Genomic DNA, 23,788 nt, shown 5'->3' on the forward strand with positions numbered 1-23,788 from the left:
AGGAAGCATCGGATATGTGGCAAGAAGAGCGGTATCAGAGAATCCGCGCCCTGCTGTCGTCATTGCAGCAGGTATCGACCGACCGCATCGTCGGCGAACTCGGCGTGTCGCGCGAGACCGTCAGGCGCGATCTGCTTGAACTGGAGGCCATGGGCGAATTACGTCGCGTGCATGGCGGCGCCGTGCCGGTGCACAGCGAACCGCCGATCGCCGAGCGCGTGCACACGCGCGTCAAATACAAGCGCGCGATCGCGCGCGCGGCGGCCGGTCTCGTGGCGAGCGGACAGACCCTGTTCCTGGACGCGGGCAGCACCACCAGCGTGCTGGCCGACGAACTGGCCAAGCTGTCCGGCCTGACCATCATCACGAACTCGTTCGACGTCGCGCTGAAAGTGGGCGCGGCGGGCAACGGCGCCAACCAGCTGATCATGCTGGGCGGCGCGGTCGGCGGCCCGGTCTGCGCCACCGCTGGCGACATCACCATCGCGGAGATCCACCGCTACCGCGCCGACCTGGCGTTGCTGTCGCCGGTTGGCGTGGATGCGGAGTGCGGCGCCACCAACTACGACCTGCGCGAGGCGGAAGTCGCACGCGCGATGACGGCCAATGCCAAGCAACTGGTGCTGTTGGCCGACTTCAGCAAGATCGGCCTGTGCAGCCGCGTGTCGTTTTGCGGCGCGGACCGCATCGGCCATCTGGTGACCAACACCAGCGCGCAGAAATCCCCTGCCTTTGCCGCCTTGAAGGCGGCCGTGGGCAACGTGCTGGCGGTGTAGGCCGGCGCCGCCGCGCCGGCTGTGGCGCCTCAGTCGAGCGACACGCCTGCGGTCTTCACCATGTCCGCCCAGTACACCGTGTCTTGCTGCAAACGCGTCTTGAACGCGTCGGGCTGGCTGCCCACCGGCCAGCTGCCGCCGCTGTTGATCTTGGCGATCACGTTGGGCGACTTCATGGCCTGGGCCACGGCCTGCGCCAGGTAGGCGACGCGCTCGGGCGGTGTGCCGGCGGGCGCGAACAAGCCATACCAATCGTCGGCGGTGATGCCGTCCAGGCCGCTTTGCTTGAGGGTAGGCGCGCCCTTGAAGACGCCGATGCTGTTTTCATGGCTCAAGGCCAGGATGCGCAGCTTGCCTGCCGTCACCATCGGTTCGGCCGACGCGGGCGAGGTGATCAACATATCCACCGTGCCGCCCATCAGATCGGTGATCGCGGGCGCGGCGCCGCGGTACGGCACGTGCACCAGGTTCACGCCCGCCTTTTTCGACACCAGCGCGCCCATCAGATGGCTCATGGTGCCGTTGCCGGGCGTCGCGTACGTGACGATGCCGGGCTGCTTGCGCGCGGCATCCAGGTAGTCGGCCAGCGTCTTGTACGGGCTTTCGGTACGCGCCACCAGCACGAGCGGCGCAGACGTGATCTGCGAGATCGGCGTGAAGTCCTTGACCGGATCGAAGCCCACATTCTTGTACAGGCGCGGGTTGACGGCCATGACGCTGGTCTGCGACATCACGAGGGTGTAGCCATCCGGCTTGGCCCGCGACACCTGCGCGGTGCCGACGTTGCCGCCCGCCCCCGAGCGGTTTTCCACCACGACGCTCTGGCCGACGATGGCGCCCAGTTCCTGCGCGATCAGCCGCGCCACGCCATCATTGCCGCCGCCGGGCGGAAACGGCGAGACCACGGTGATGGCCTGTTTGGGATAGTCGGCCGGCGCCTTCAGCGTCTGGGCGCTGGCGCTCGCGCTCCACATCAGGCCGGCCATGGCCAGGGCGGCTGTCCCGCAAGCGTGCAATGCATGGTGCTTCATCTGGATTTCCCCTTGTATCGGCGGCCGGATTACTCGGCCGTCCTTTGCATTCCGGTTCGCCATGAACCGTCCGCACCCCGTCGGCAAATGCCGCCGGGGCGTATTGATCGGGTTGATGCGTCTGTTGTCGCGCCACGCAGCCTCTGCGGGCCACGTTGGCGCTTGCGCCCTCGTCGGGCGGCGTCAATGCACGGCGTCAGCCGGCCGGAAAGCGGTAGCCCGCCAGTTCACGTTCGTCGATCTGCTTGACCAGGTTGGTCTCCCAGGACAGATACTGCCGGGCGGCCGCCTTGTTGCCGTCGTGGCGGTCATGCACGAAAAAGAGGTAATCGATGCACTCGCTGTCGGCTGGCACGTCGGGCGTGGAGACCAGCGGGATGCCCGCTGCCGACCAACTGGCGGGGGTGCCCGTGTTGACCTGGATGTCCGTCACGCCCCTGTCGCGCAGGTCTTCGGCGGCCCACGCGGCCACGGCGGCCTCTTCGGCCAGCAGGATGACGGGGCGGGCAGGATCCAGATCCAGGCGGTCCAGGCGCGGGCGGATTGACCAGGCAGCGCCCGTGATGTGACTGGCGCGATAGCGCATGCCCGGTCGCAGGTCGACGGCCTGCGCGCCTTGCGCCAATGCGGCGGCCAGCCCGGCATCGGACAGCGCCGGGAGGGCGGGTGCATGCACAGCCGTCACATCGTTCGTCAAGGCGGCGCGCATGCCCTCTTGCAGCACGCACGCGTCCCAACCCATTTGCCGAAGCCAGCTGGCCACCACCGGCGCGCGCACGCCTTCGGCGTCGAATACGACGATGCGGGCGCCGCGCACGGCCAGGTACTGGTCGGTGGCCTGCACCAGTTGACCGCCCGGCGTGTGCTGCGCGCCTGGCAAGGAACCCGAGGCGAATTCCTCGGCGCTACGCACATCGCACAGGAAGGTGCTGCGCGAAGCGTCACGCAGCCATGCCTGCACTGTGCCGGCGTCGACCATCGGCACGCCGTGGCGCTCGGCCAATTGCGCCGAACGGGCAGCAAGCGCCGGCAACTCGTCGGCCGCAATACCGTCGTCATAGCGGCGGCGCGCACCGTGCTCCAGCTGCAGGTCTTCCAGATACCAGCCTTGCGTGCCGTTTTCCAGCGCATAGACGGGGTTGGGCACGCCCAGGTTGATGAGGGTCTGCGCACCGATGATGCTGCGCGTGCGGCCCGCGCAGTTGATGACGATCGTGGTGTTGGGGTCCTTGGCCAGCGTGTGGGCGCGCAGCGCCAGTTCGCCGTTCGGGCAGCAGATGCCGCCAGGGATGCTCATCTTCTGGTATTCGGCGTACGGCCGTCCGTCCAGCACGATCAGATCGTCGCCGCGCCGCTGGCGTTCAGCCAGTTCGCGGGCGCCGATGCGTGGTGTGTGGAAGACTTCTTCGGCCAGTTCGCCGAACGTCTTGCTGGGCACGTTCACGCCGGCAAACGCGGCATAGCCGTCCTGCTGCCATTGCGCGATGCCGCCGGCCAGGCGATGCACCTGGCGATAACCCAGCGCTGCCAAGGCGCGGGCAGCGCGTTCGGCGGTGGTGTCGCCGCCGCCGTTGTCATACACCGCCACGCGCACGTCGCGGCGTGGGGCCAGGCGCACGATGTCGATCTCAAGCCGGCTGTAGGGCACGGGCGCGGCGTAGAACAGGTGCGCCTCGCCGTATTGGCCGTGTTCGCGCACATCCAGCAAGGCGATCTCGCGGCCGTCGTGCAGCCATTGCTTGAGCGTATGCGAGTCGACGTCTGCGGCGGAAGGGGCGGAATGGGGATGCATCATGAAATCCGGAGGGAACGGGAGGTTTGGGTAAGCGCGGACAAGCCTTGTTCAAGGTCGCCGATCAGGTCTTCGGGGTCTTCCAGGCCGATATGCAGCCGCAGCATGGCGCCGCGTGGCGTCGGGTCCGGCAGCGCCCGCGAGCTCAGCTGCACCGGGATCACCAGGCTTTCAAAGCCGCCCCACGACGCGCCGATGCCGAACAGGCGCAGGCTGTCGATCAGCCGCTCGGCATGCGCCGAGTCGAACGCTTCAGCCAGCTCGACCGTCAACAGGCCATTGGCGCCCGTGCAATCGCGCTGCCAGAGCGCATGCGACGGATCGCCGGGCAATGCCGGGCACAGCACGCGCGCGACTTCGGCGCGCCCCTGCAGCCATTGCGCGACCCGCAAGGCGTTGCGAGCGTGCTGCGCCATGCGCAGCGGCAACGAGCGCATGCCGCGCAGCACCAGGAACGCGTCGTCGGCCCCCACCGTCTGGCCAAAATCGATGGAAGCGCGTTCCAGTGCCCGCCAGGCACGGCGGTTGACGACGGCCGCGCCCATCATCACATCGGCATGGCCGCCCAGGTATTTGGTCGCCGCCAGCAGGGAGATATCGGCGCCCAAGGTCAGCGGTTTGTATATCAAACCCGACGCCCACGTGTTATCCACAGCCAGCCAGCAATCGTGTTTTTTCGCAGCTGTGGATAACTCGGAGAGGTCCGGCATGTCGTACGTCAGCGACCCGGGCGACTCCGCATAGATCATGCGGGTGTTCGGCCGGATCAGCGCTTCGATGCCAGCGCCGTCGGGCCGATAGAAGGTGTATTCGATGCCCAGCCGCGTCAGGTGCTCGGCGCAAAAGCGGCGCACCGGTTCATACACCGCGTCGGTCACCAGCACGTGATCGCCCGCCCGCAGATATGCCAGCAGAACCGTCGCGATGGCGGCCTGCCCGGTGGGATAGAGCGCCGCGCGATAGCCCTGTTCAAGCTCGACCAGCGCGTCTTCGAGTGCATGCGTGCTGTCGGTGCCGCGCGCGCCGTAAGACGGCAGGCGTTCCTGTTCGCGGCGTTCCCGCGTGTCGCGCCAGGCCGCGACACTGTCGAAGACATAGGTGCTGGCGCGCGTGACGGGGGTGTTCACCCATCCTTGATGGGGACGCCCTGCGCGCAGCAAACGCGTTGCGGACCGGTAGGGCTTGTTCATGGTCAGCGGCGGGTCTTCACGCCGATCGGCATGATCTTGCACGTGCCGGCTTCCAGGTCGAAGCCCAGGCGTTCATTCAGCGTCTCCAGCGCGCGGCCGTACATGTGCAGGTGGCGGATGACGCTGTCGCCCTGGATCTCGACGGCATGGATGTCGTCGGGCATCAGGGCGATGCCGGCGCCCGGGCCGACCACGACCGTGCCCGTCTTCGCCAGGCGGCCCACGCCCGGCACCGAGCCGTCGTCGGTACGGTCATAGACGTAGTTGTATTCCACGCCTTCCACGGCAGCGATACAGGCCCAGGTCGTGTGGTTATGCGGCACGATCTTGTTGCCGGGACGCATGACGTTCAGATAGAGCGCGTAGCTCTTGTCGTCGTCTTCGGCGATCAGGTAGCGCGCCTGGCGTTCGCCGTCTTCCGGGGCGGCGTACCGGTCGCCCGCCCACCAATCGGTATGGCTGGCCAACCCCACCAGCTCTTGCAGCACCTCGTCCAGGCTGTCGCGGTTCAGCCCCTTATTTCCTACAGTTTTTTTAATATTTCCGATGGCGGCATCGATGCCGGCTTGATGGGGATGCGCAGTGCTCACTTTGTCTTTTCCTCTTGTTTCATGAGTTATTGCACTTACTGTATCGCCCGCATCCTGTGCCAACAATTTAAATTGCCTTAACATTCCATTAGCAACGCTAATACTTTTGAGCCCGACATGCGCAACCTGGATCTGGACCTGCTTCGCACGCTGACGGCCATCGCCCAGCACGACACCTTTTCGGAAGCCGCCAACCGGCTGCACAAGACGCAGTCGGCCATCACCCAGCAGATGCAGCGGCTGGAATCCACCATCGGCCTGCCGCTCTTCGAAAAGCAGGGGCGCAACAAGGTGCTGTCTTCGCACGGGCGCCGCCTGGTGGAGTACGCGCGCCACATGCTGGCCATCAACGACGAGGCGCTGCGCGCCCTGCAGGACGGGCCGCTGGAGGGGGACCTGCGACTCGGCGCGCCGCTGGACGTGGCGGACACCATCCTGCCCACGCTGCTGACGCACATCGCGCGCTCAGCGCCGCGCGTGAAACTGGAGATCCGGGTGGACCGCAGCCCCTTCCTGATGGATGCGTTGCACGCCGGTGAAATCGACCTGACGATCTCCACCCGCTTCGACCAGGACTTTGAAGGCGTGGCGCTTCGCACCTCCCCCACCGTCTGGCTGGCCTCGGCCGACTATGTGCATGACGTACACGCGCCGGTGCCGCTGGTACTGGCCGACGAGCCCAGCATCTTCCGCCGGCTGGCCCTGAACGCGTTGGAGCAGGCGCGCGTGCGTTGGCACACCAACTATGTGGCGCCGAATCTGGTGGGGATCAAAGCCGCGCTGCGCGCCGGGCTGGGCGTGACGGCCCGCAGCGTGGAACTGCTGGGGCCGGAAATGCGGGTGCTGGGGGAAAAGGAAGGGCTGCCGCCCTTGCCGGACGTGACCTACTTCCTGTGGATAAGGCGTGATCTGATCAATCCGCTGACGCGGCAGGTCTACGACATGCTGCGGGCAAACCTCGGCCTGGCGCAGCAAGGCGACGCAGCCAGCGCGCCGCCGCGCGATCAATAACGCTCGAAGATCGCCTGCAGGGCGGCCGGGTCGCGCGTGACGGACAGGCCCAGCATCAGCAGGATGCGCGCCTTTTGCGGATTCAGGTCGCCCGCGGCGACAAAGCCCAGGCTGGCGTCGTCCAGTTCCACGTCGCGGGCCACGAAGCCGCTGCCCGTGCGGCTGGCGCGCACGACGGCCGTGCCGTCGGCGACCGCCCGGCTCAGGGCGTCGATGCCCAGGTCCGTGGCATTGCCGTCGCCCACGCCGGCCAGCACGATGCCGTCAGCCACGTCGGCCAGGAAATCGATCAGGTCTGCCTGCAGGTTGGCATAGGCGTAGACGATGTCCACGCGCGGCCAGCCGGCCTTTTCCAATAATGCGAGTGAAAACTCGCTTTGTGTGGTGTGCGTGGTGGTGTTGCGCGAATAGAAGCACGGCGCGCCGCCATGCATGACGCCGGCGCGGCCGCGATTGGGCGACGCGAAGGCGCACAGGCCCGCGCTGGCGATCTTCTGGATCTCGCGTGCGTAATGCACGTCTTCGTTCATGACGACGAGCGGCCCGCGGCCGCGCGCGTCGGGATGGCGCGCCAGCGCCACCGCGTTGTACAGGTTGGCCGGGCCTTCGGCGCCCAGCGCCGTAGCCGGACGCATCGCGCCCACCAGCACGACGGGTTTGTCGTGCTGAATCACCAGGCTCAGGAAGTACGCGGTTTCTTCAAGCGTGTCCGTGCCGTGGGTGATGACGATGCCGGCCACCGAGGCATCCTCGCACAACGTGTCCACGCGCTCGGCCAGCGCGCGCCAGACCTCGTGCGTCATGTTCTGGCTGCCGACGTTGGCCACCTGCTCGGCGCGGATCTCGGCGATGCCGGCCAGCTGCGGCACCGCCGCCAACAAGTCGTTGACGGAGAACGAACCGGCCTTGTAGCCGGCCGAGGTCGCGTCCGCCTGCGCGCCCGCGATGGTGCCGCCAGTGGCCAGCACCGCGACAACCGGCAGCGCGTGCTCAGGCATCCACGACTCCGGACAGGCCTTGGCGTTCCAGCAGCGAATTCAGGTGTTCCCACCCATGGAAGTCGATGACGATCTGGCCCTTTTCCTTGGCGCCCACCTTCAGGGCGACGCGGGTGCCCAGGTGATCGGACAGGGCCTCTTCCAGGCGCGTCAGGTCGCGCGAGACGCCGTTGGCCTTTTTGCGGGGCGATGCCGCTGATTCGCTTTCCTTGGCGGTCTTCGCGACAAGCTTTTCGGCTTCGCGCACGGACAGGCGGCGCGCGATGATCTGGTTGGCCAACTGGATCTGCGTGGCGGCATCGACCGCCAGCAGTGCGCGGGCATGGCCCATGTCGACGTCGCCGGCCAGCAGCATCGTCTGCACGGGCGCCGCCAGGTTCAGCAGGCGCAGCAGGTTGCTGGTGGCGGAACGCGAGCGGCCGATCGCTTGCGCGGCCTGCTCGTGCGTCAGGCCGAATTCGTCCAGCAGGCGGCGCACGCCGTGCGCCTCTTCCAGCGGGTTCAGGTCTTCACGCTGGATGTTCTCGATCAGCGCCATGACGGCCGCATTTTCGTCGGCCACGTCGCGCACAAGCACCGGCACTTCCTTCAAGCCGGCCAGCTGGGCGGCGCGAAAGCGTCGTTCGCCCGCGATGATCTCGTAATTGCCGGGCGCGGTTTCGCCCAGCGCGCGCACAAGAATGGGTTGCATGATGCCTTGCGTGCGGATCGACTCGGCCAGCTCACCCAAGGCGCCCTCGTCCATGCGCGTGCGCGGCTGATATTTGCCGGCGCGCATCTTCGAGATGGGCAAGGTGGATGGCGGACCCTCGGGCTTGGCCGCGACGGCCTTGCCGATGTTGTCGATCGCCGGCGCGTCTGCGCCCAGCAAGGCGTCCAGTCCGCGACCCAATCCCTTGGGTTTCTTGGTGGCCATAGTTAAATCCTCTTTCCTTCTGTTTTTGTATCCCGAGCCAGGCTCAGGCGTCCGTCTGCTCGGCGGGCAGACGGTACCAATACGCGTAACAGTCTTTGAAACCGTAGCGGCCATACAAGGCCCGCGCGGCTGTATTCTCCGGCTCGACTTGCAGGTACGCCGTCGTGGCGCCGCCGGCGGCGCCTTCGGTCAATAGGTAGTCCACCAGGGCATCGGCGTAGCCTTTACGCCGTTGCCCCGGGTCGGTGACGATGTCGAACAGGCCCACGAGGTCATCGTCGCGGACGGCCAAGCCCGCGGCAACGCACTGACCTGCCGCGTCCCATGCCAGCACCGGCAGCTTATCCACAGCCAGCCCTTGCAGACGCGCTTGATGTTCACCGATATGCTCAGGCGCCGAGCCACGCATGGCCCCGACCGCCTGCGCGAAGCGGCCGGTGTCGACTTTCCTGAAATGCAGGCCGCCCCGGACGCTGGGCCTGGGGGCGAGCGACATGCTCATGACTCGGGTCTCACCGGTAAAGGTATAGCCGCGGGCCTCCAGCTCGGCGTCCAGCGAAAAATCGGGGCCGATGGAGGTAATGCGCAGCACCATGGGCAAGCCATGGCGCGCATACAACGAAGAACAATACGCCAGCCGCTCGTCCAGCGGACGTGTGGATAACCCCAGCACATTGATGCTGCGCACACGCTTGGCTTCCGAGTGCGCAAAGCGCACCAGCCAACCATCATAGAGCACCTGCGCGCCGACCGCCGTCGCGTTCAGCGCGGCCTCTTCCAGCCGCGCGCGCAGACTGTCGCGCACGTCGGCAGGCGGCGTGCGGGAGACATGCGTTGCGGTGGGAGAAAAGAGCGCTGCGACAGACATGGCAAGGCTTACTTCAGGTCTTTCCTGACACGCTCGATCATTTCGGCGCCAAACGAGATATAGGCCTGCGCGCCGCGTGACGCACGGTCATACACGACGCCCGGCATGCCGTAACTGGGTGCTTCGGCAAGGCGCACGTTGCGCGGCACGACGGTCTTGAAGACCTTGTCGCCAAAGTGGGCCTCGAGCTGAGCGGACACTTGCTGTTGCAGCGTCATGCGCGGGTCGAACATCACACGCAACAAACCGATGACGCGCAAGTCGTCATTGATGTTGCGGTGGACGCGCTTGATGGTGTTGACGAGATCGGACAAACCCTCCAGCGCGAAGTACTCGCACTGCATCGGGATGATCACGCCATGGGCGGCAGCCAGTCCGTTGAGCGTCAGCAAGGACAGCGTCGGCGGGCAGTCGATCAGCACGAAATCGTATTGGCCGGCGACCGTGTCGAGCGCGGCCTTCAATTGGCGCTCGCGCTCGTCCATCTGCACCAGGTCGATCTCGGCGCCGGACAGTTCGCGGTTGGCGGGCAGGACGTCATAGCCACCGGATTCCGACTTCACGCGGGCCTGCTCGATAGTAGCCTCGCCGATCAGCACCTGGTACAGATTCGATTCCAGCGCATTCTTGTCGATGCCGCTGCCCATCGTGGCATTGCCTTGCGGGTCCAGGTCCACCAGCAGCACGCGCTGATTGTGCGTGGCAAGGCCCGCCGCCAGATTGATGGCGGTCGTCGTCTTGCCCACACCACCCTTTTGGTTGGCGATGCAGAAGACGCGGGCGGTTGTGCTGGGGGGTAAGTTCTTCATAGGGTTCCTTGACTGCGTCCTTCACCGCGCTCTTCGCCGCGGCGCATCCAGATCAGGCAGCGTTCTGCTTGCAGCTCCGGTACCCGGAGCGGCTGAATATGGTCGACTTGCCATTCCCCGCGCGCATGCAGCGCCTGAATCTCTTCATCGGGGACCTTGCCCTTCATGGCGACGAGGGTACCATCGATGCGCACATGGCGACCCGCGAGCTGCGCAAAATCGTCCAGCGATGCGAAGGCGCGGGAGGTGACGATGTCGCACTCGGCCGGCTCCAGCGTTTCGATGCGCGCATGGCGCGCCTGCAGGTTGGGCAAAGCCAGCGCGCCGCTCATCTGGCGCACGAATGCGGTTTTCTTTTCAACGGCGTCGATGCACGTCACGGACCACATGGGCCGCATGATCGCGAGGACGACGCCAGGCAGGCCGCCACCCGATCCCACGTCGTAGACCTTGGCGGGGGCGCCAGCGGCGCCCAGCGCCTCGCTGAACGGCCCCACGGCGGCCAGGCTGTCGAACAGATGCTGGATCAGCATCTGCTGGGGATCGCGGATGGCGGTGAGGTTGTAGGTCCGGTTCCAGCGCTGCATCTGGGACAGGTACGCAAGCAGCTTGTCGTGCGCGGCGGCATCGGCAGGCAGCCCCAGCTGTTCGCATGCGCGAGACAGGCGGCCGGCCATGTCAGCGCCGGCCTGATCGATACGGGCGGTCATGCGGCTTGCTTGCGCGAGCCGTAGTGCAGGCGCTTCAGGTGAATCAGCAGCAACGAGATTGCCGCGGGGGTCACGCCGGAGATGCGTGCGGCCTGGCCGACGGTTTCCGGGCGATGCGTCTTCAACTTCTGGCGCACTTCGAACGAAAGGCTGGTCACGGCGTCATAGTCCACGTCCGCGGGGATAGGCTGCTGCTCGTGCGAAATCTGCTTTTGGACTTCGTCTTGCTGGCGCGCGATATAGCCGGCGTACTTCACCTGGATCTCGACCTGCTCGGCCAAGACCTCATCTTCCACCACGCCCGGGCCGGCCAGCAGCGAGCCGTCCGCATTGCGCGTAGCCATCAATGCTTCATAGGAAACATTCGGGCGTTTCAGCAGGTCGGATAGTGAGTACTCACGTTCAATCGCCTTGCCTAGCAGCGGTTCGGCAATCTCGGCGGGCAGGATCCGCGGATTGACCCACGAGGACTTCAGCCGTTCGACTTCCGCGGCCACCGCGTCGCGCTTGCGATTGAATGCGTCCCAGCGGGCGTCGTCGACGATGCCCAGCTGGCGGCCGATTTCGGTCAGGCGCAAGTCGGCGTTGTCTTCGCGCAGGCTCAGGCGATATTCGGCGCGCGAGGTGAACATGCGATAGGGCTCGGTCACGCCGCGGGTGACCAGGTCGTCGACCAGCACACCCAGATAGGCTTCGTCGCGACGCGGCGTCCAGGGGTCACGCCCCAGCGACTGCAGCGCAGCGTTGACGCCGGCCAGCAGCCCTTGAGCAGCGGCCTCTTCGTATCCCGTCGTGCCATTGATCTGGCCGGCGAAGAACAGGCCGGCGATCGCCTTGGTCTCGAGCGTGCTCTTCAATCCACGTGGATCGAAGTAGTCGTATTCGATCGCATATCCCGGGCGCATGATGTGCGCGTTCTCCAAACCCCGCAGGGAATGGATCAGGTCCAGCTGCACGTCGAAGGGCAAGCTGGTCGACACGCCGTTGGGATAAACCTCGTGCGTATCCAGGCCTTCCGGTTCAAGAAATACCTGATGGGATTCCTTGTCGGCAAAGCGATGGATCTTGTCTTCGATGGACGGGCAGTAGCGCGGACCCACGCCCTCAATGACGCCGCTGTACATCGGCGAGCGGTCCAGGCCGCCGCGGATGATGTCGTGCGTGCGGGCGTTGGTGTGCGTGATCCAGCACGGCAGCTGGCGCGGGTGCATGGCCACATTGCCCATGTACGAGAACACGGGGATAGGATCCAGGTCGCCCGGTTGCTCTTCCAGGATGCTGTAGTTGATCGAACGTCCGTCGATGCGCGGCGGGGTACCCGTCTTCAGGCGGCCCTGCGGAAGCTTGAGCTCCTTCAGGCGCTGCCCAAGCGAGATTGCCGGCGGATCGCCAGCGCGGCCACCCGAGTAGTTCTGCAGCCCCACGTGGATCAAGCCGTTCAGAAACGTGCCAGCGGTCAGCACGACCGTCCGCGCACGGAACTTCAGGCCAACCTGCGTCACGGCGCCCACGACGCGATCGCCTTCCACCATCAGATCTTCGACCGCCTGCTGGAACAGCCACAAGTTTGGCTGGTTCTCCAGGCGACCCCGAATGGCCTGACGGTATAGCACCCGGTCGGCTTGAGCGCGGGTAGCGCGAACCGCCGGGCCCTTCGACCCGTTCAGGATGCGGAACTGGATCCCCGCTTCGTCCGTTGCCAAGGCCATCGCGCCACCCAGGGCGTCGACCTCTTTGACAAGGTGGCCCTTGCCGATCCCGCCGATGGAGGGATTGCAAGACATTTGGCCAAGGGTCTCGATGTTGTGCGTCAGCAGTAGCGTCTGGGCGCCAGCGCGTGCTGCCGCCAGCGCCGCTTCAGTGCCGGCGTGGCCGCCACCGACGACGATGACATCGAATTCGCGGGGATAGTCCATGATGGGGAGGGGAGATAAGAAAGCGTTCGGTGCTCATTATAGAGGCAGGGGTGGCATGTTTCACGTGAAACATGGATCCGAGTGCGGATGGCCTCCCTACCCTGCCCGCTTCGCGTCGGGATTTGACAACGAAGGTCTACGGTACGGGTTGAATATGTCGGCATCTGCCGGTGTTTTGCTGCGATGTTTCACGTGGAACAGGCTGGCTGGCAGAGTCGGCGGCGGCGCTCTGCTGCGCTCGGCAGGTTTCGGGCAAGCACATGTTCCACGTGAAACCTTCCCCGCTCCGGGTAGTTGCGCCGCCGCCGGACCAGCGGTGCAGGGATCCAGATCCTTCGTCCTAGCGGCACATGAGGCCGATGTTGGCATTTGCCGACTATTGGTGTGGAGTCAGGAGTGAAATTTCCGACCTGCCTGTAGGACTTACGAACGCGTAGGCAACGAGATTTCGCTGCGTCCAAGACATGTTCCACGTGAAACATAGCCACTCTTTCATCGAACAGGGACCCGAATCGATGGCTCAGGCAACGCGGGATCCAGACCACCCGAACCAGGCCAGGGACCAGCCAGCGACATGTTTCACGTGGAACATTCCTATAGCGACCGGCACCAGGAGAATCAAACCCGATCCTCACTGCCGCAGGCAATATGTTCCACGTGAAACAGTCAGCGAATCAGCCAACGGCGTCTCGCATCGCGCTCTTTAGTGCTATGAGCAGCAGCATTCCATGTGGAACATCAGTAGCCGCTAATCAGACACACGGCATTCCTAAGAGTAAAACTACAGATATCGCATCGGCCTGCTATCGCCCGCAGGACGCGCGAGCCTCATGTTTCACGTGAAACATCCAATTAAAGGTTAGCAACGCGCAAGGTCAAACTCCATCAAGGCAGCGTTGCCCACACTGACATGATGTTCCACGTGGAACATTAGACGAATTGCCACCCGGCAGGCGTATACGCATTTGGGGATTTTGGGGCTTGTTCCACGTGGAACATCCCGGCCGGCATACACCTCAACCATCGGTCACCTTCGCAAAATTTCCGCGACCCGCATCCCTGTTCCACGTGAAACACGCCTTGTATGTCGTTCGTGAAACCGGCCCAGGCTCCGCGTTGAGCATGTTCCACGTGAAACACGCCAAATTTGGGGACACGGATATCGCGTCTGATCGCCAGAAATCTGAATTTCTCACTACATGAATGATCAAACGCCGACGAACGCACTCGAAGAAACAAGCCAAACGCAAAAAAGTTGAAGGAACAGAAAACACATCAAAAAAAGGATTTTCTGCCCCCTACCCTACCCCCTGGCGAAAATATCGTTGATTTTTGTCGTTTCACGTGAAACGTGCGTCAGCGTTTGAGAGCAATGACGGTCCAGCATCGACGAGATGCATCGCGCGGCGCGAAAAGCAAAGCGATCAAAGCCGGACATTTATTCGACGGGATGCAGACGAAATATTCAGGCCTGCACACGAACGTGTTTATTCACAGCATGCAGTGGATATCTCGGCCGAGACAAAAACGCCGCGAATTGCTCCGGCCAACAGCGCTTTCAAGTTATCAACATCCAACTGCCGTCTGCGAGATGCCGTAAGCCCGAATTCACGTGGAACAACTTTGGGGATAACTCCGAAAACCGGCGGCAACGGCCGGCCGAAAATGCCGAGAAAATAATCACCCCGGCTAATCGCGCAGATCGTCGAAAACCCACAAATATCCAACGCATCTCATAGGAGAAAAGTGCCTGACGCCCCATAACGTGATCGTCAAAACGAGGCAAATAAGCACCGCCTCCAAGCGCTGCTGAACCCGCCAAAAAGACGTGGAAAACTTTGTGGATAAGATTCAACTATCGGGTCCATAACCCTTAATCAATCGCCCCGAAACCCGGCAGGCAGATCAAGGGAACTCCCGCCCCTTCAGCTAGTCAAAACGCCGCGATTCACGATGCGGCGGTTTATCAACATCGTTATCCCGCAACGCCTGCACCCATCCCATCCCGCGTAGTTACCGCAGCACATCGCCTATGCCACACCAGGACCTTTGACACCACAACTATCTTGCTGGAGCCCAAGGCGGCGCGCCATCATCCATTTGGCTGAGGCGCAATATTTCATGTGAATCCCTGTGGAAAACTTGATATCCGTTTTCCGAGAGCGAATTCCAGCGAAACCGAATCCCGAAAACCTTCTCCCGATCAACGGCCAACATCGATTGCGGCGGGACCAACGGCAATCCAAAAGCGGCCTAAATCGTCCGTCGAATAATCGCTATCCCCATTTCTATCCACAGGCAAAGCTCCCTCGATTTGGGCAAATCAAGGGGGGTGTCTGTGCATAACCGGGATGGGGATATCTTTGTGAACAACCCCCTAATTCACGCCGCAAAAAGGCTGAGGACGCCGGTATCCGATAATCGGCATGCTCGCCTGGCCGACGGGCGCCCAGCTTGAAAAAGCGCGCGAAAGGCCCGTATTCCCTGGGAAAGAGCCCTGTTTCACGTAGCGCGGCGGCGTCCCGTTCCTGCTGACCGCCGTCAATTCGGCTAGTTTGAATTGCCTCTCGGCAAAACTGAAAATCTGTGCAAAACCTTGCACGCCAAGACACCTGTGCTTCATTACTGCGCACCGGGATTCAAATTCCCAAAAATAATTATCCACAGACTTATCCACGGCCGGAGGATATGTTAGTGAACACTAACTATCGTGTCTGCGTGGGCCGAAAGGCGAAGCGATGACAGCGGAAAACTTCCCGCCCAAATGAAACAACGCCCCAGACTCGAAAGTCTTGGGGCGTTGTAGCCAGGTCGGACCTGGCGGACGGGAAAGTGGGATTTCCCGATTTAGAGCGGGCGAATTTCGGCCGCTTGAGGTCCTTTCGGACCATCCTTAACTTCGAATTCGACTTCCTGCCCTTCGTTCAGGCTGCGATAGCCGCGGCCCTGGATGGCGGAAAAGTGTGCGAAAACGTCGGTGCCACCAACGTCCGGCGTAATGAAACCGTAACCCTTGTCAGCGTTGAACCATTTAACTTTGCCCTTCTGAGCCATTTTTTCTAGCGTCCTGTAATTGAATCGAAGTGCAATGAATCAAGGACGCCGTGAGAACTGAACGACCGGTAGAAATACCTGCGTTGCTGCTGCGTTCCCGCTCATCGCCAAGCAACAGAACGAGTCCGCGCGCTGCTTGAATCAACTGCGGAATCAGCATACTCACCCCACATTACCGGCTCATATTGTTGTTTACCCCAATGTCGCTTTTTTCTGACTGGAGACGAAGACCCGCTACGCGGAATTTGCCTGCCTGCGCGCCAGAAACGCGTAGATCGGGCCTGTCACGATCACCACGAACACCATGCGCGTGACATGGAAAGCGGTGACCACGGGTACGCCCAACTGCAGCACCTTGGCCGTGATCGCCATCTCGGCGATACCGCCCGGCGTCGTCCCCAGGATCAAGGTCGGCACGGGCGCCGCCGACCAGTACGACAACAGCGCGCCCAGCCCGAACGCCAACGCCAATGCGCCGACCGTGAAGGTGGCCACCACCGCGATGAAGCGGGGCGCGGCGCGGAAGAAATCCGGCCGATAACGGTCGCCCAGCGACCAGCCGATGAACAGCTGCCCGATCTTCGGCACGAAGTCCGGCAAAGCCGACAATTCCACGCCGGAAGCGGTCAGCAACATCGCCACCAGCATGGGCCCCAGCACCCAAGGATTCGGCAGGCGCAGCTTCATGAAGAACAGGCCGCCGATGCAGGTCAAGGCCACCAGCGCGGCCAAGCCCGCGCCATGCACCGTCTTGGGACCCGGCACCGTGGGATCCAGCCCCGCCACGCCCCACCATTGAAAGATGAACGGCACCGTCACCACCACCAGCAACACGCGTACGCTGTGCGCCGTGGCCACGCGGTCGATACGTGCGCCGTGCCGCTCCGCCAGGCTGGCCATTTCGCTGGCGCCGCCGATCGCCGACGAGAACCAGGCGGTCTTGAAATCGGCATCCGTGAAGCGGCGCAGCATCGCGGTGCCCATGAAGGCAAGCGCCAGCGCGAACAACATTCCCACGATGATGGGCCCGGCGTTGGTGCCGATATGGCCAAGCACCTGCGGCGTGAAGTACAGCCCCAGCGATGTGCCGATCACCCACTGCCCGCCATTGCGCGCGGGCCGCGGGCAGGCCGTGCCCAACCCCGCGATCCGCGTGGCTGCCGTCACCAGCAGTGCGCCCAGCATCCACGGCAAGGGCAAGTGCGCCCATACCGCCAGCAATGCGCCTGCCAGCGCAATCGACAAGCCCCCCAGCACCCTCAACAACATGTTTTGACCCACGATCCCATCCACGTGCATAGCTAATACGAAAAACGAATTATGAGTTAGTGGGATACTTACGAAAACTTTCTTTGCCTACCAGCGTTCATCTTCGCGTCCACCATGATCCGATCCAAACTTCCCGACGTCGGCACCACCATCTTCACCGTGATGAGCCGCCTGGCCATCGAACACAAGGCCATCAACCTGGGCCAGGGCTTTCCGGACTTCGATCCGGATCCCGCGCTGTGCGCGCTGGTGACCCGCGCGATGGCCGAGGGCCACAACCAGTACCCGTACATGCCTGGCGTGGCGCCGCTGCGCGAAGCCATCGCCGCCAAGACGCGCGAACTGTACGGCCATGCCTATGACCCGGAAACCGAAATCACCGTCACCAGCGGCGCCACCGAAGCCCTGATGGCCACGGTGCTGGCCGCGGTGAACAGCGGCGACGAAGTGGTCGTCATCGAACCCTGCTACGACTCCTATCTGCCGGCGATCCGCCTGGCAGGCGGCACGGCAGTGCCTGTGCCGCTGCGCGCCCCCACCGAAGCCGACCCCTACTACCGCATCGACTGGCAGCGTGTGCGCGACGCCATCACGTCCAAGACGCGTCTGCTGATGCTGAACTTTCCGCACAACCCCACCGGCGCCGTGCTTGAAGAAAGCGACCTGGACGCGCTGGAAGCCATCGTGCGCGACACCGGCGTGCTGCTGGTGTCCGACGAGGTCTATGAACACATCGTCTTCGATGGCAAGCCGCATGCCAGCGTGGCGCGCCGCCCACTGCTGGCCGAGCACGCCTTCGTGATCTCGTCGTTCGGCAAGACTTACCACACCACCGGTTGGAAGATCGGCTATTGCTGCGCCCCCCGCCAGTTGAGCGCCGAGCTGCGCAAGGTGCACCAATTCATGGTGTTCACCGTGCCCTCGCCCATGCAATTCGCGTTGGCCGAATTCATGCGCGATCCCAAACCCTACCTGGACTTGCCGGCGTTCTATCAGGCCAAGCGCGACCGCCTGTCGCAAGGCCTGGCCAAGACGCGCTTCCGTCCGCTGCCCAGCCCCGGCACATTCTTCCTGCTGGCCGACTACAGCCAGATATCCAGGCAAAACGAAGCCGACTTCGCCCGAGACCTGACCGTCAATCATGGCGTGACCGTGATTCCCGTGTCGGCCTTCTATCGCCAGCCCGACGCCGCGGAATCCAACCATCGCATCGTTCGCTTCTGCTTCGCGAAGAAAGACGCGACGCTGGATGCCGCGCTGGAGCGTTTGGCGCAGGTCTAGTTCCCAATAAACGAATATGAGTATTTACTCATATTCATAAAAAAAGGGGCGCCGCGAAGCGCCCCTTGCAATTTCCGGCCAAGCCGCTTGCGGGCGGCAAGCCTTGCGGCCCGCCCCCATCGCAGCGCGTCAAGCCGGTCCAGCGGCAATCTTCCTGGCGCGACGCAACCGGCGCATCAACTGTGGCACCACCACCACCGCGGCAGCGCCTATCCACATCGAAATCGACACCGGGCTTGCGAACAGCACGCCCACATCGCCGTCGGTCATCGACAACGCGCGGCGCAGGTTCTGCTCCATCATGTTGCCCAAGACCACACCCAGCACCAGCGGCGCCATCGGCACGCCGAACTTGCGCAGGAAATAGCCTAACGCGCCGATCCCCGCCACCAGCAACAGGTCGAACGTGCCCGCGTTGATCGCGTAGACGCCGATGTAGCTGATGCACAGGATGCCGGGCACCATCAGCCAGCCCGGAACCGACAGCACCTTCGAGAAGAAACGCACCAGCGGCACGTTCATGATGAACAGCAGCACGTTGGCGACAAAGAGCGATGCGATCAGGCCCCACACCAGCTCCGGCTTGGTTTCGAAGAGCACCGGGCCAGGGGTGATGTTGTAGAGCGTCAGCGCGCCCATCATGACCGCGGTGGTGCCGGACCCCGGCACGCCCAACGTCAGCATCGGCACGAAGGAGCCAATGGCCGATGCCGTGGCGGCGGCTTCCGGCGCGACCAGCCCGCGCATGTCGCCCTTGCCGAATTTCGCGTCCGGATCCTTGGCTTCGATGATGCGCTTTTCCTGCGAGTACGCGACAGCCGCGGCCACGCTGGCGCCTGCGCCCGGCAACACGCCCACGCCGAAACCCACCAGCGCGCTGCGCACCACGCTCCACCACGTGAACGCCATCTCTTTCAGGTTGAAGAGCTTGCGGCCGCTGGGCTTGACCTCGACGCTGTGGCCCGCCATCACCTTTTCCAGCATCTCCAGCATCTCGCTGACCGCGAACAACGCGATCACCACCACCACGAAATCGATGCCGTCGGCCAGGTGCACCGATTCGAAGGTATAGCGGTATACGCCCGAGTTCGCGTCCACCCCGACTACCGAAATCGACAAGCCGATCATCGCAGCCAGCACGCCCTTGACGGGCTGCTTGCCCAACAAGCTGGTCAGGCAGCAAAACGCGAAGATCATCAACACGAAGTACTCGGCGGGGCCAAACGCCAGCGCCCACTTGGCAAGCCTCGGCGCAAGCAGGATGATGCCCACCACCGACACGATGGCGCCGAAGAACGCCGACCACGCCGACAGCGACAAGGCCACGTTCGCCAGGCCCTGACGCGCCAGCGGATAGCCGTCCAGCGTGGTCATGATGGCACTGGCTTCGCCCGGCACGTTCAGCAGGATGGCCGTGATGCGGCCGCCGTACTCGGCGCCTACGTAGACGGCCGCCAGCAGGATCAGCGCCGTTTCCGGCGGCAGGTTCATGGCGAAGGCGATCGGTATCAGCATCGCGACCCCGTTCACCGGGCCCAGTCCCGGCAAGACGCCGACCATGGTGCCGATGAACGAGCCGATCATGGCCACGAGGATGTTCGTCAGCGAAAAGGCAACGCCAAAGCCGATCGACAGATGATCAAGAATGCCGCTCATAGCAGGACCTCCAGCAGTCCGCCCGGCAGGACAACGTCCAGCACCTTGTCGAACAGCACGAAAAAGAAAAGGCTCATGACGACGCCGCCGATGGCGCACTTGACCCAGCCGCCGCCGAACAGGCGCCCGACGAACACCGTCATCAGCGAGGTCGCGATCACGAAGCCCAGCCACTGGAACAGGAAGGCATAGGCCACGGTGAATGCCATCATCAGCGCGATGCGTCCGTTGGCGCCGGGCGGGTTGGCTTCGACGGCATGGCCGCCCTTGTAGACCAGCCACAGGCCGCACAGGCCGATGATGCCGGCCAGCAGCAATGGGAAGGCGCGCGGGCCCACGGGTTCGTAGGCGAAGGGGGCTTCGATGCCCCACCCCGCCGCCGTCATGAAGGCGGCCAGCGCCAGGGCGCCAACGCCTAGGATTCGATCATTCATGATCACTTTTCCGTTGTTGTGGAACCGCGCGACGCAGCTGTCCCCGCCACCGCCGGAACCGACCGGCGGCGGGGGAGCCCGAATGGGCGCGATCAGGAGGGAAAGCCTTGCGGCCGGCTTACTTCTTGACCAGGCCGAAGGAATCGGCCAGTTCGCCGTAGACCTTCACCTGGTTCTTCACGTAGGCGTCCAGCTCGGGACCCGTCTTGTTGAACGGGAACAGGCCTTGTTGTTGACGCAACTTGTCGAACTCGGGCGAAGCGGTGGCGGTGTTGAACGCCTTGACCCAGAACTGGTAGTCGTTGTCCGACACCTTCGGGCCCACATAGAAGCCGCGGATGATCGGCCAGACGATGTCGTAGCCCTGCTCCTTGGCGGTGGGCACGGTGCCCAGCTTGCCCGGCAGGCGCTGGTCGTTGAACACGGCCAGCACGCGGATAGGGGCGCCGCCTTCCAGCATGGTGAAGGCTTCGGCCGCATCGCCCATGTAGGCCTGGATGTGGCCACCGCGCAAAGCGGTGACGGCTTCGCCGCCGCCTTCAAACGCCACGAAACGCATCTTCTTGAAATCCACGCCGGCGGCCTTGGCGGTCAGCGCGGCCTTCATCCAGTCCTGGCTGCCCACGGTGCCGCCCGCGCCCAGCACGATCTTGGTCGGATCCTGCTTGAAGGCATCCATCAGGCTCTTCAGGTCGGTATACGGGGAATCGTTGCGCACCACGGCCACGCCGTAGTCCGTGCCGATGGCGGCCAGCCAGCGCACGTCATCGACGTTGTACTTGCCGAACTTGCCCTGGGCCAGGTTCAAGAGCGATCCGCCCGAGAACGCGACGATGGTGCCGGGTTCGTTGGGATGCTGGGCCACGATGTTGTTGTAGGCCACCGCGCCGATCCCGCCCGGCATGTAGACGATGCGCATGGTGCTCTTGAGCGCCCCGCTTTGCTTCAGCCCCTCGGTGGCCAGGCGGCAGGTCAGGTCGAAACCGCCGCCGGGCTGGGCCGGCGCGATGCATTCCGGGCGGCGCGGCTCGTCGGCAGCGTGGGCGGTGCCCAGGGAAAGGGTAATCGCGCCAAGCGCCGCCAGGGCGGCCATGCGCAGCTTCAGGCTGGTCTGCATTCTTGCGTCTCCGTGTTTTATAGGTCTTGGTCTGGCTGGATGGCCGCGCGGCGTGGTGACGCCTGATCGGACCCAGCGGACGCTACCGTACAAAACCGAAGCTTTCCAATACCTTTCAAAAACTGCCGTTTTCGTGCTGCGGCGCAGCATCCGTCGCCGGTTCAAGGGAAAACACCAACGCCGCTCGCAGGCCGGGCAACGGCGCGCGGTTTTCCAGGATCAGCTTGGCGCCCAGGATATCGGCGATGGTGCCCACGATGGCCAGCCCCAGGCCGGCGCCCGGCTTGTTCTTGCCTGCCGCGCCCCGGCGAAAGCGCACGCAGGCCCGGGCAATGTCCTCGGCCGACATGCCGGGGCCGTCGTCTTCGACGATCAGGCGGGGCAGGCCGTCGCCCGCCTGCACCGTCACGGTGACCTCGCCCGCCGGCGAGGCGTAACGGATGGCGTTGTCGACCAGGTTGGTGGCCGCCTCGCGCAGCAGCCACTCGGTGCCGCTCACCAGGACCGGGCGGACCGCCGCCTCCAGGCCGATGTCCAGCTGACGGGCGCGGGCAGCCGGCAGCAGACTCCGGATCACCCCGTCGGCCAGGTCCACCATGTCGACCATTTCGGCGGTGAACCCACCTTCGGCCAGGGAAGCGTCCTTAGCGCGCGCCAGCGCGAGCATCTGGTTGGTGGTGCGTACGGCCCTGTCCAACCCCTCCTGCATCGCCAGAAGGGCTGTACGGACCTCCTGGGGGTCTGTTTCGCGCAAGGCATAGGCCGTCTGGGTCCGTAAAACCGATAACGGGGTGCGCAATTGGTGGGAGGCATCGTCCAGGAACTGGCTCTGGACCCTCGCCTGAGCCGCAAAACGGGCCATGTGGAGGTTTACAGCCGCAACCAGGGGCAGGACCTCACCTGGCATCTCGGAGGCGCTGACGGGGCTTAAATCGTCTCCAGAACGCCCTTCGACCTCCTGGCGCAGCCGCACCAGGGGGCGCAAGGCCATGAAAACCCCCAGGATGATCACCAGCACGCTGATCAGGATCACCGCCAGGTCACGCTCTACCGACCGTACCAGCACCTTGTGCAGGAAGGCCTGCCGGCTTTCCAGGCCCTCGGCGACCTGCACAATAATGCGTCCGCCTTCGTTCGCGTAGAGCGGGGGATCCATCGGACGCGCCAGCGCCGCAACCCTGACGGGCGTCCCCTGATAGGTCGCATAGAAAAAACGCGGTTCGCCAGACACGAGCGGCTGGTCCGGCATGGGCAGCTCCGGATGCCCGATTTCGGCCAGCCCGTCCTCAGTCGCCACCCGGTAGAACACGCTGCCATTGGCCGTCAGCTCGAAAAATTCCAGCATCAGGTAAGGCTGTTCCATGGCTAATCCACCGCTGGCTGTGGATATGTTGTGGTCGATTGCGCGAAGCGCTCCGGCAAGAGATCGGTCGTACGCAATGTCGACCTGGTTGCGCAGCTGGTGGTTCGACAGCCACAGCGCAGCCATCATCACGAACACCAGCGTGGGGATCAGCCACCAGAGCAACTGCGTCTTCAGCGTCCGATTTCGTTTTTTTGCGGCGAAAAAAGCGATTTTTTTTGGACTTCTAGTTGTCAACAAGGTTCTCCAGGCAGTAGCCCATGCCTCGCATGGTCACGATCTGCACACCGGTTTCCGCCAATTTTTTGCGCAAACGGTGAACCAGGACTTCGATGGCTTCCAGGTTGATGTCCGCATCGTCGGTCAGGATGCGGTCAAGGATCTGCTGCTTGTTGATGGGTTCGCCACTTTTCTGGATCAACACCCGAAGTACCGCGTGTTCACGTGGGGATAACTGCAAAGTCTGTCCCGAGACCGTGAATTTTTGCGCTGCAGACTCGAAAACCAGGTTTCCAAGAGCCAAGCGCGGATGTTCGCGCCCTCGGCTGCGCCGGATCAGTGCGATCAAACGCGCTTCCAACTCTTCCACAACAAACGGTTTGGGCAGGAAATCGTCGGCGCCTTGGTGAAGTGTTCCGATTTTTTCGGCTAGTGAATCGCGCGCGGTCAAGACCAACACCGGCGTACGGTCGTCTCGCGCGCGAATCTTCGCCAGCAAAGTATGGCCATCCATGCCGGGAAGTCCCAAATCGAGGATGACCGCATCGAATTCTTCGATTGCCAACCTTCTTTCGGCGACCAGTCCGTCGTCAGCCCATTCAACGACAAAGCCCGCATGTCTGGCCAGGCTTCTGGAAAGCCAACGGGCAAGTTCGGCTTCGTCTTCTATCAGGAGGATGCGCATGGACGGAGTCCGGGGGGGAGTGGCTGGGCGGAATGGGAAAGCATGTTTGGCTTTTCCTTTATTTCTCTTTATATAAAGACTAATGATTAATAAGGCCTGTGGA

At 63.6% G+C, this 23,788-nt stretch carries 20 protein-coding genes; 3 read left to right on the forward strand and 17 right to left on the reverse strand.

Features of this window, described 5'->3' with window-relative positions:
* The first annotated feature begins 14 nt into the window (after window positions 1–14).
* Window positions 15–776 carry a DeoR family transcriptional regulator gene (locus tag ACO6D5_RS06545; RefSeq protein WP_315529000.1) on the forward strand — a complete coding sequence of 254 codons (762 nt, stop codon included), beginning with the start codon at window positions 15–17 and terminating at the stop codon, window positions 774–776.
* A gap of 29 nt (window positions 777–805) precedes the next feature.
* Here the strand turns inward: ACO6D5_RS06545 and ACO6D5_RS06550 are convergent, their stop codons facing one another.
* From ACO6D5_RS06550 to ACO6D5_RS06565, 4 genes are all read right to left on the reverse strand, one after another.
* Window positions 806–1,807 carry a Bug family tripartite tricarboxylate transporter substrate binding protein gene (locus ACO6D5_RS06550; protein WP_485824940.1) on the reverse strand — a complete coding sequence of 334 codons (1,002 nt, stop codon included), beginning with the start codon at window positions 1,805–1,807 and terminating at the stop codon, window positions 806–808.
* 196 nt (window positions 1,808–2,003) lie between these two features.
* The gene (locus tag ACO6D5_RS06555) at window positions 2,004–3,599 is read right to left on the reverse strand and encodes a rhodanese-like domain-containing protein (protein WP_485824959.1); all 1,596 of its coding nucleotides are present in this window, start codon (window positions 3,597–3,599) and stop codon (window positions 2,004–2,006) included.
* A complete protein-coding gene (gene metC / locus ACO6D5_RS06560) occupies window positions 3,599–4,789 on the reverse strand; it encodes a cystathionine beta-lyase (RefSeq protein ID WP_485824960.1) in 1,191 nt (396 codons plus the stop codon). Before metC ends, ACO6D5_RS06555 begins: the two co-directional genes overlap by 1 nt.
* A gap of 2 nt (window positions 4,790–4,791) precedes the next feature.
* A complete protein-coding gene (locus ACO6D5_RS06565; protein ID WP_088589901.1) occupies window positions 4,792–5,379 on the reverse strand; it encodes a cysteine dioxygenase family protein in 588 nt (195 codons plus the stop codon).
* 117 nt (window positions 5,380–5,496) lie between these two features.
* Here ACO6D5_RS06565 and ACO6D5_RS06570 point away from each other — a divergent pair, with 117 nt between their 5' ends.
* Window positions 5,497–6,390: a LysR substrate-binding domain-containing protein gene (locus ACO6D5_RS06570; protein WP_485824941.1), complete on the forward strand. Its 894-nt coding sequence runs from the start codon at window positions 5,497–5,499 to the stop codon at window positions 6,388–6,390.
* Here ACO6D5_RS06570 and ACO6D5_RS06575 read toward each other — a convergent pair.
* The 8 genes from ACO6D5_RS06575 to ACO6D5_RS06610 form a co-directional block, all read right to left on the reverse strand.
* The gene (locus ACO6D5_RS06575; protein ID WP_315529007.1) at window positions 6,384–7,388 is read right to left on the reverse strand and encodes a type II asparaginase; all 1,005 of its coding nucleotides are present in this window, start codon (window positions 7,386–7,388) and stop codon (window positions 6,384–6,386) included. The genes ACO6D5_RS06570 and ACO6D5_RS06575 overlap by 7 nt on opposite strands.
* On the reverse strand, window positions 7,381–8,304 hold the full coding sequence (locus ACO6D5_RS06580; RefSeq protein WP_485824942.1) for a ParB/RepB/Spo0J family partition protein: 924 nt from the start codon (window positions 8,302–8,304) through the stop codon (window positions 7,381–7,383). Before ACO6D5_RS06580 ends, ACO6D5_RS06575 begins: the two co-directional genes overlap by 8 nt.
* 43 nt (window positions 8,305–8,347) lie before the next feature.
* Window positions 8,348–9,172, reverse strand: a complete 825-nt coding sequence (locus ACO6D5_RS06585) for a GNAT family N-acetyltransferase (RefSeq protein ID WP_485824943.1) — start codon at window positions 9,170–9,172, stop codon at window positions 8,348–8,350.
* An 8-nt stretch (window positions 9,173–9,180) separates the two neighbouring features.
* The gene (locus ACO6D5_RS06590; RefSeq protein ID WP_006227953.1) at window positions 9,181–9,981 is read right to left on the reverse strand and encodes a ParA family protein; all 801 of its coding nucleotides are present in this window, start codon (window positions 9,979–9,981) and stop codon (window positions 9,181–9,183) included.
* Entirely contained in the window at window positions 9,978–10,691 is a 714-nt protein-coding gene (rsmG, locus tag ACO6D5_RS06595; protein ID WP_315529010.1) for a 16S rRNA (guanine(527)-N(7))-methyltransferase RsmG, read from the reverse strand. Before rsmG ends, ACO6D5_RS06590 begins: the two co-directional genes overlap by 4 nt.
* Window positions 10,688–12,607 carry a tRNA uridine-5-carboxymethylaminomethyl(34) synthesis enzyme MnmG gene (gene mnmG / locus ACO6D5_RS06600; protein WP_485824944.1) on the reverse strand — a complete coding sequence of 640 codons (1,920 nt, stop codon included), beginning with the start codon at window positions 12,605–12,607 and terminating at the stop codon, window positions 10,688–10,690. The genes rsmG and mnmG overlap by 4 nt, the downstream gene beginning before the upstream one ends.
* A gap of 2,847 nt (window positions 12,608–15,454) precedes the next feature.
* Window positions 15,455–15,661 carry a cold-shock protein gene (locus ACO6D5_RS06605; protein WP_006216596.1) on the reverse strand — a complete coding sequence of 69 codons (207 nt, stop codon included), beginning with the start codon at window positions 15,659–15,661 and terminating at the stop codon, window positions 15,455–15,457.
* A 234-nt stretch (window positions 15,662–15,895) separates the two neighbouring features.
* On the reverse strand, window positions 15,896–16,960 hold the full coding sequence (locus ACO6D5_RS06610) for an AbrB family transcriptional regulator (protein WP_485824945.1): 1,065 nt from the start codon (window positions 16,958–16,960) through the stop codon (window positions 15,896–15,898).
* An 84-nt stretch (window positions 16,961–17,044) separates the two neighbouring features.
* Between ACO6D5_RS06610 and ACO6D5_RS06615 the strand changes: the two genes are divergently transcribed.
* Complete coding sequence (locus tag ACO6D5_RS06615) at window positions 17,045–18,211, forward strand: pyridoxal phosphate-dependent aminotransferase (protein ID WP_485824946.1); 1,167 nt, start codon at window positions 17,045–17,047, stop codon at window positions 18,209–18,211.
* A 129-nt stretch (window positions 18,212–18,340) separates the two neighbouring features.
* Here the strand turns inward: ACO6D5_RS06615 and ACO6D5_RS06620 are convergent, their stop codons facing one another.
* From ACO6D5_RS06620 to ACO6D5_RS06640, 5 genes are all read right to left on the reverse strand, one after another.
* Entirely contained in the window at window positions 18,341–19,867 is a 1,527-nt protein-coding gene (locus tag ACO6D5_RS06620) for a tripartite tricarboxylate transporter permease (RefSeq protein WP_485824947.1), read from the reverse strand.
* Window positions 19,864–20,301 (reverse strand): tripartite tricarboxylate transporter TctB family protein, encoded by a 438-nt coding sequence (locus tag ACO6D5_RS06625; RefSeq protein ID WP_315529017.1) that lies wholly within the window; start codon window positions 20,299–20,301, stop codon window positions 19,864–19,866. Before ACO6D5_RS06625 ends, ACO6D5_RS06620 begins: the two co-directional genes overlap by 4 nt.
* 118 nt (window positions 20,302–20,419) lie before the next feature.
* Window positions 20,420–21,418, reverse strand: a complete 999-nt coding sequence (locus tag ACO6D5_RS06630) for a Bug family tripartite tricarboxylate transporter substrate binding protein (RefSeq protein ID WP_485824948.1) — start codon at window positions 21,416–21,418, stop codon at window positions 20,420–20,422.
* Window positions 21,419–21,533: 115 nt separating this feature from the next.
* Window positions 21,534–23,018, reverse strand: a complete 1,485-nt coding sequence (locus tag ACO6D5_RS06635; RefSeq protein ID WP_485824949.1) for a sensor histidine kinase — start codon at window positions 23,016–23,018, stop codon at window positions 21,534–21,536.
* Window positions 23,008–23,685, reverse strand: a complete 678-nt coding sequence (locus tag ACO6D5_RS06640; protein ID WP_315529018.1) for a response regulator — start codon at window positions 23,683–23,685, stop codon at window positions 23,008–23,010. Before ACO6D5_RS06640 ends, ACO6D5_RS06635 begins: the two co-directional genes overlap by 11 nt.
* Window positions 23,686–23,788: the final 103 nt, after the last annotated feature.

Source organism: Achromobacter sp. (genome assembly GCF_057314935.1).

What these genes read in the sequence shown, in the direction of transcription:
- ACO6D5_RS06545 (WP_315529000.1), top strand. Translation starts at nt 15, where the DNA reads ATGTGGCAAGAAGAGCGGTATCAGAGAATCCGCGCCCTGCTGTCGTCA.
- ACO6D5_RS06550 (WP_485824940.1), bottom strand. Translation starts at nt 1,807, where the DNA reads ATGAAGCACCATGCATTGCACGCTTGCGGGACAGCCGCCCTGGCCATG.
- ACO6D5_RS06555 (WP_485824959.1), bottom strand. Translation starts at nt 3,599, where the DNA reads ATGCATCCCCATTCCGCCCCTTCCGCCGCAGACGTCGACTCGCATACG.
- metC (WP_485824960.1), bottom strand. Translation starts at nt 4,789, where the DNA reads ATGAACAAGCCCTACCGGTCCGCAACGCGTTTGCTGCGCGCAGGGCGT.
- ACO6D5_RS06570 (WP_485824941.1), top strand. Translation starts at nt 5,497, where the DNA reads ATGCGCAACCTGGATCTGGACCTGCTTCGCACGCTGACGGCCATCGCC.
- ACO6D5_RS06575 (WP_315529007.1), bottom strand. Translation starts at nt 7,388, where the DNA reads ATGCCTGAGCACGCGCTGCCGGTTGTCGCGGTGCTGGCCACTGGCGGC.
- ACO6D5_RS06580 (WP_485824942.1), bottom strand. Translation starts at nt 8,304, where the DNA reads ATGGCCACCAAGAAACCCAAGGGATTGGGTCGCGGACTGGACGCCTTG.
- ACO6D5_RS06585 (WP_485824943.1), bottom strand. Translation starts at nt 9,172, where the DNA reads ATGTCTGTCGCAGCGCTCTTTTCTCCCACCGCAACGCATGTCTCCCGC.
- ACO6D5_RS06590 (WP_006227953.1), bottom strand. Translation starts at nt 9,981, where the DNA reads ATGAAGAACTTACCCCCCAGCACAACCGCCCGCGTCTTCTGCATCGCC.
- rsmG (WP_315529010.1), bottom strand. Translation starts at nt 10,691, where the DNA reads ATGACCGCCCGTATCGATCAGGCCGGCGCTGACATGGCCGGCCGCCTG.
- mnmG (WP_485824944.1), bottom strand. Translation starts at nt 12,607, where the DNA reads ATGGACTATCCCCGCGAATTCGATGTCATCGTCGTCGGTGGCGGCCAC.
- ACO6D5_RS06605 (WP_006216596.1), bottom strand. Translation starts at nt 15,661, where the DNA reads ATGGCTCAGAAGGGCAAAGTTAAATGGTTCAACGCTGACAAGGGTTAC.
- ACO6D5_RS06610 (WP_485824945.1), bottom strand. Translation starts at nt 16,960, where the DNA reads ATGCACGTGGATGGGATCGTGGGTCAAAACATGTTGTTGAGGGTGCTG.
- ACO6D5_RS06615 (WP_485824946.1), top strand. Translation starts at nt 17,045, where the DNA reads ATGATCCGATCCAAACTTCCCGACGTCGGCACCACCATCTTCACCGTG.
- ACO6D5_RS06620 (WP_485824947.1), bottom strand. Translation starts at nt 19,867, where the DNA reads ATGAGCGGCATTCTTGATCATCTGTCGATCGGCTTTGGCGTTGCCTTT.
- ACO6D5_RS06625 (WP_315529017.1), bottom strand. Translation starts at nt 20,301, where the DNA reads ATGAATGATCGAATCCTAGGCGTTGGCGCCCTGGCGCTGGCCGCCTTC.
- ACO6D5_RS06630 (WP_485824948.1), bottom strand. Translation starts at nt 21,418, where the DNA reads ATGCAGACCAGCCTGAAGCTGCGCATGGCCGCCCTGGCGGCGCTTGGC.
- ACO6D5_RS06640 (WP_315529018.1), bottom strand. Translation starts at nt 23,685, where the DNA reads ATGCGCATCCTCCTGATAGAAGACGAAGCCGAACTTGCCCGTTGGCTT.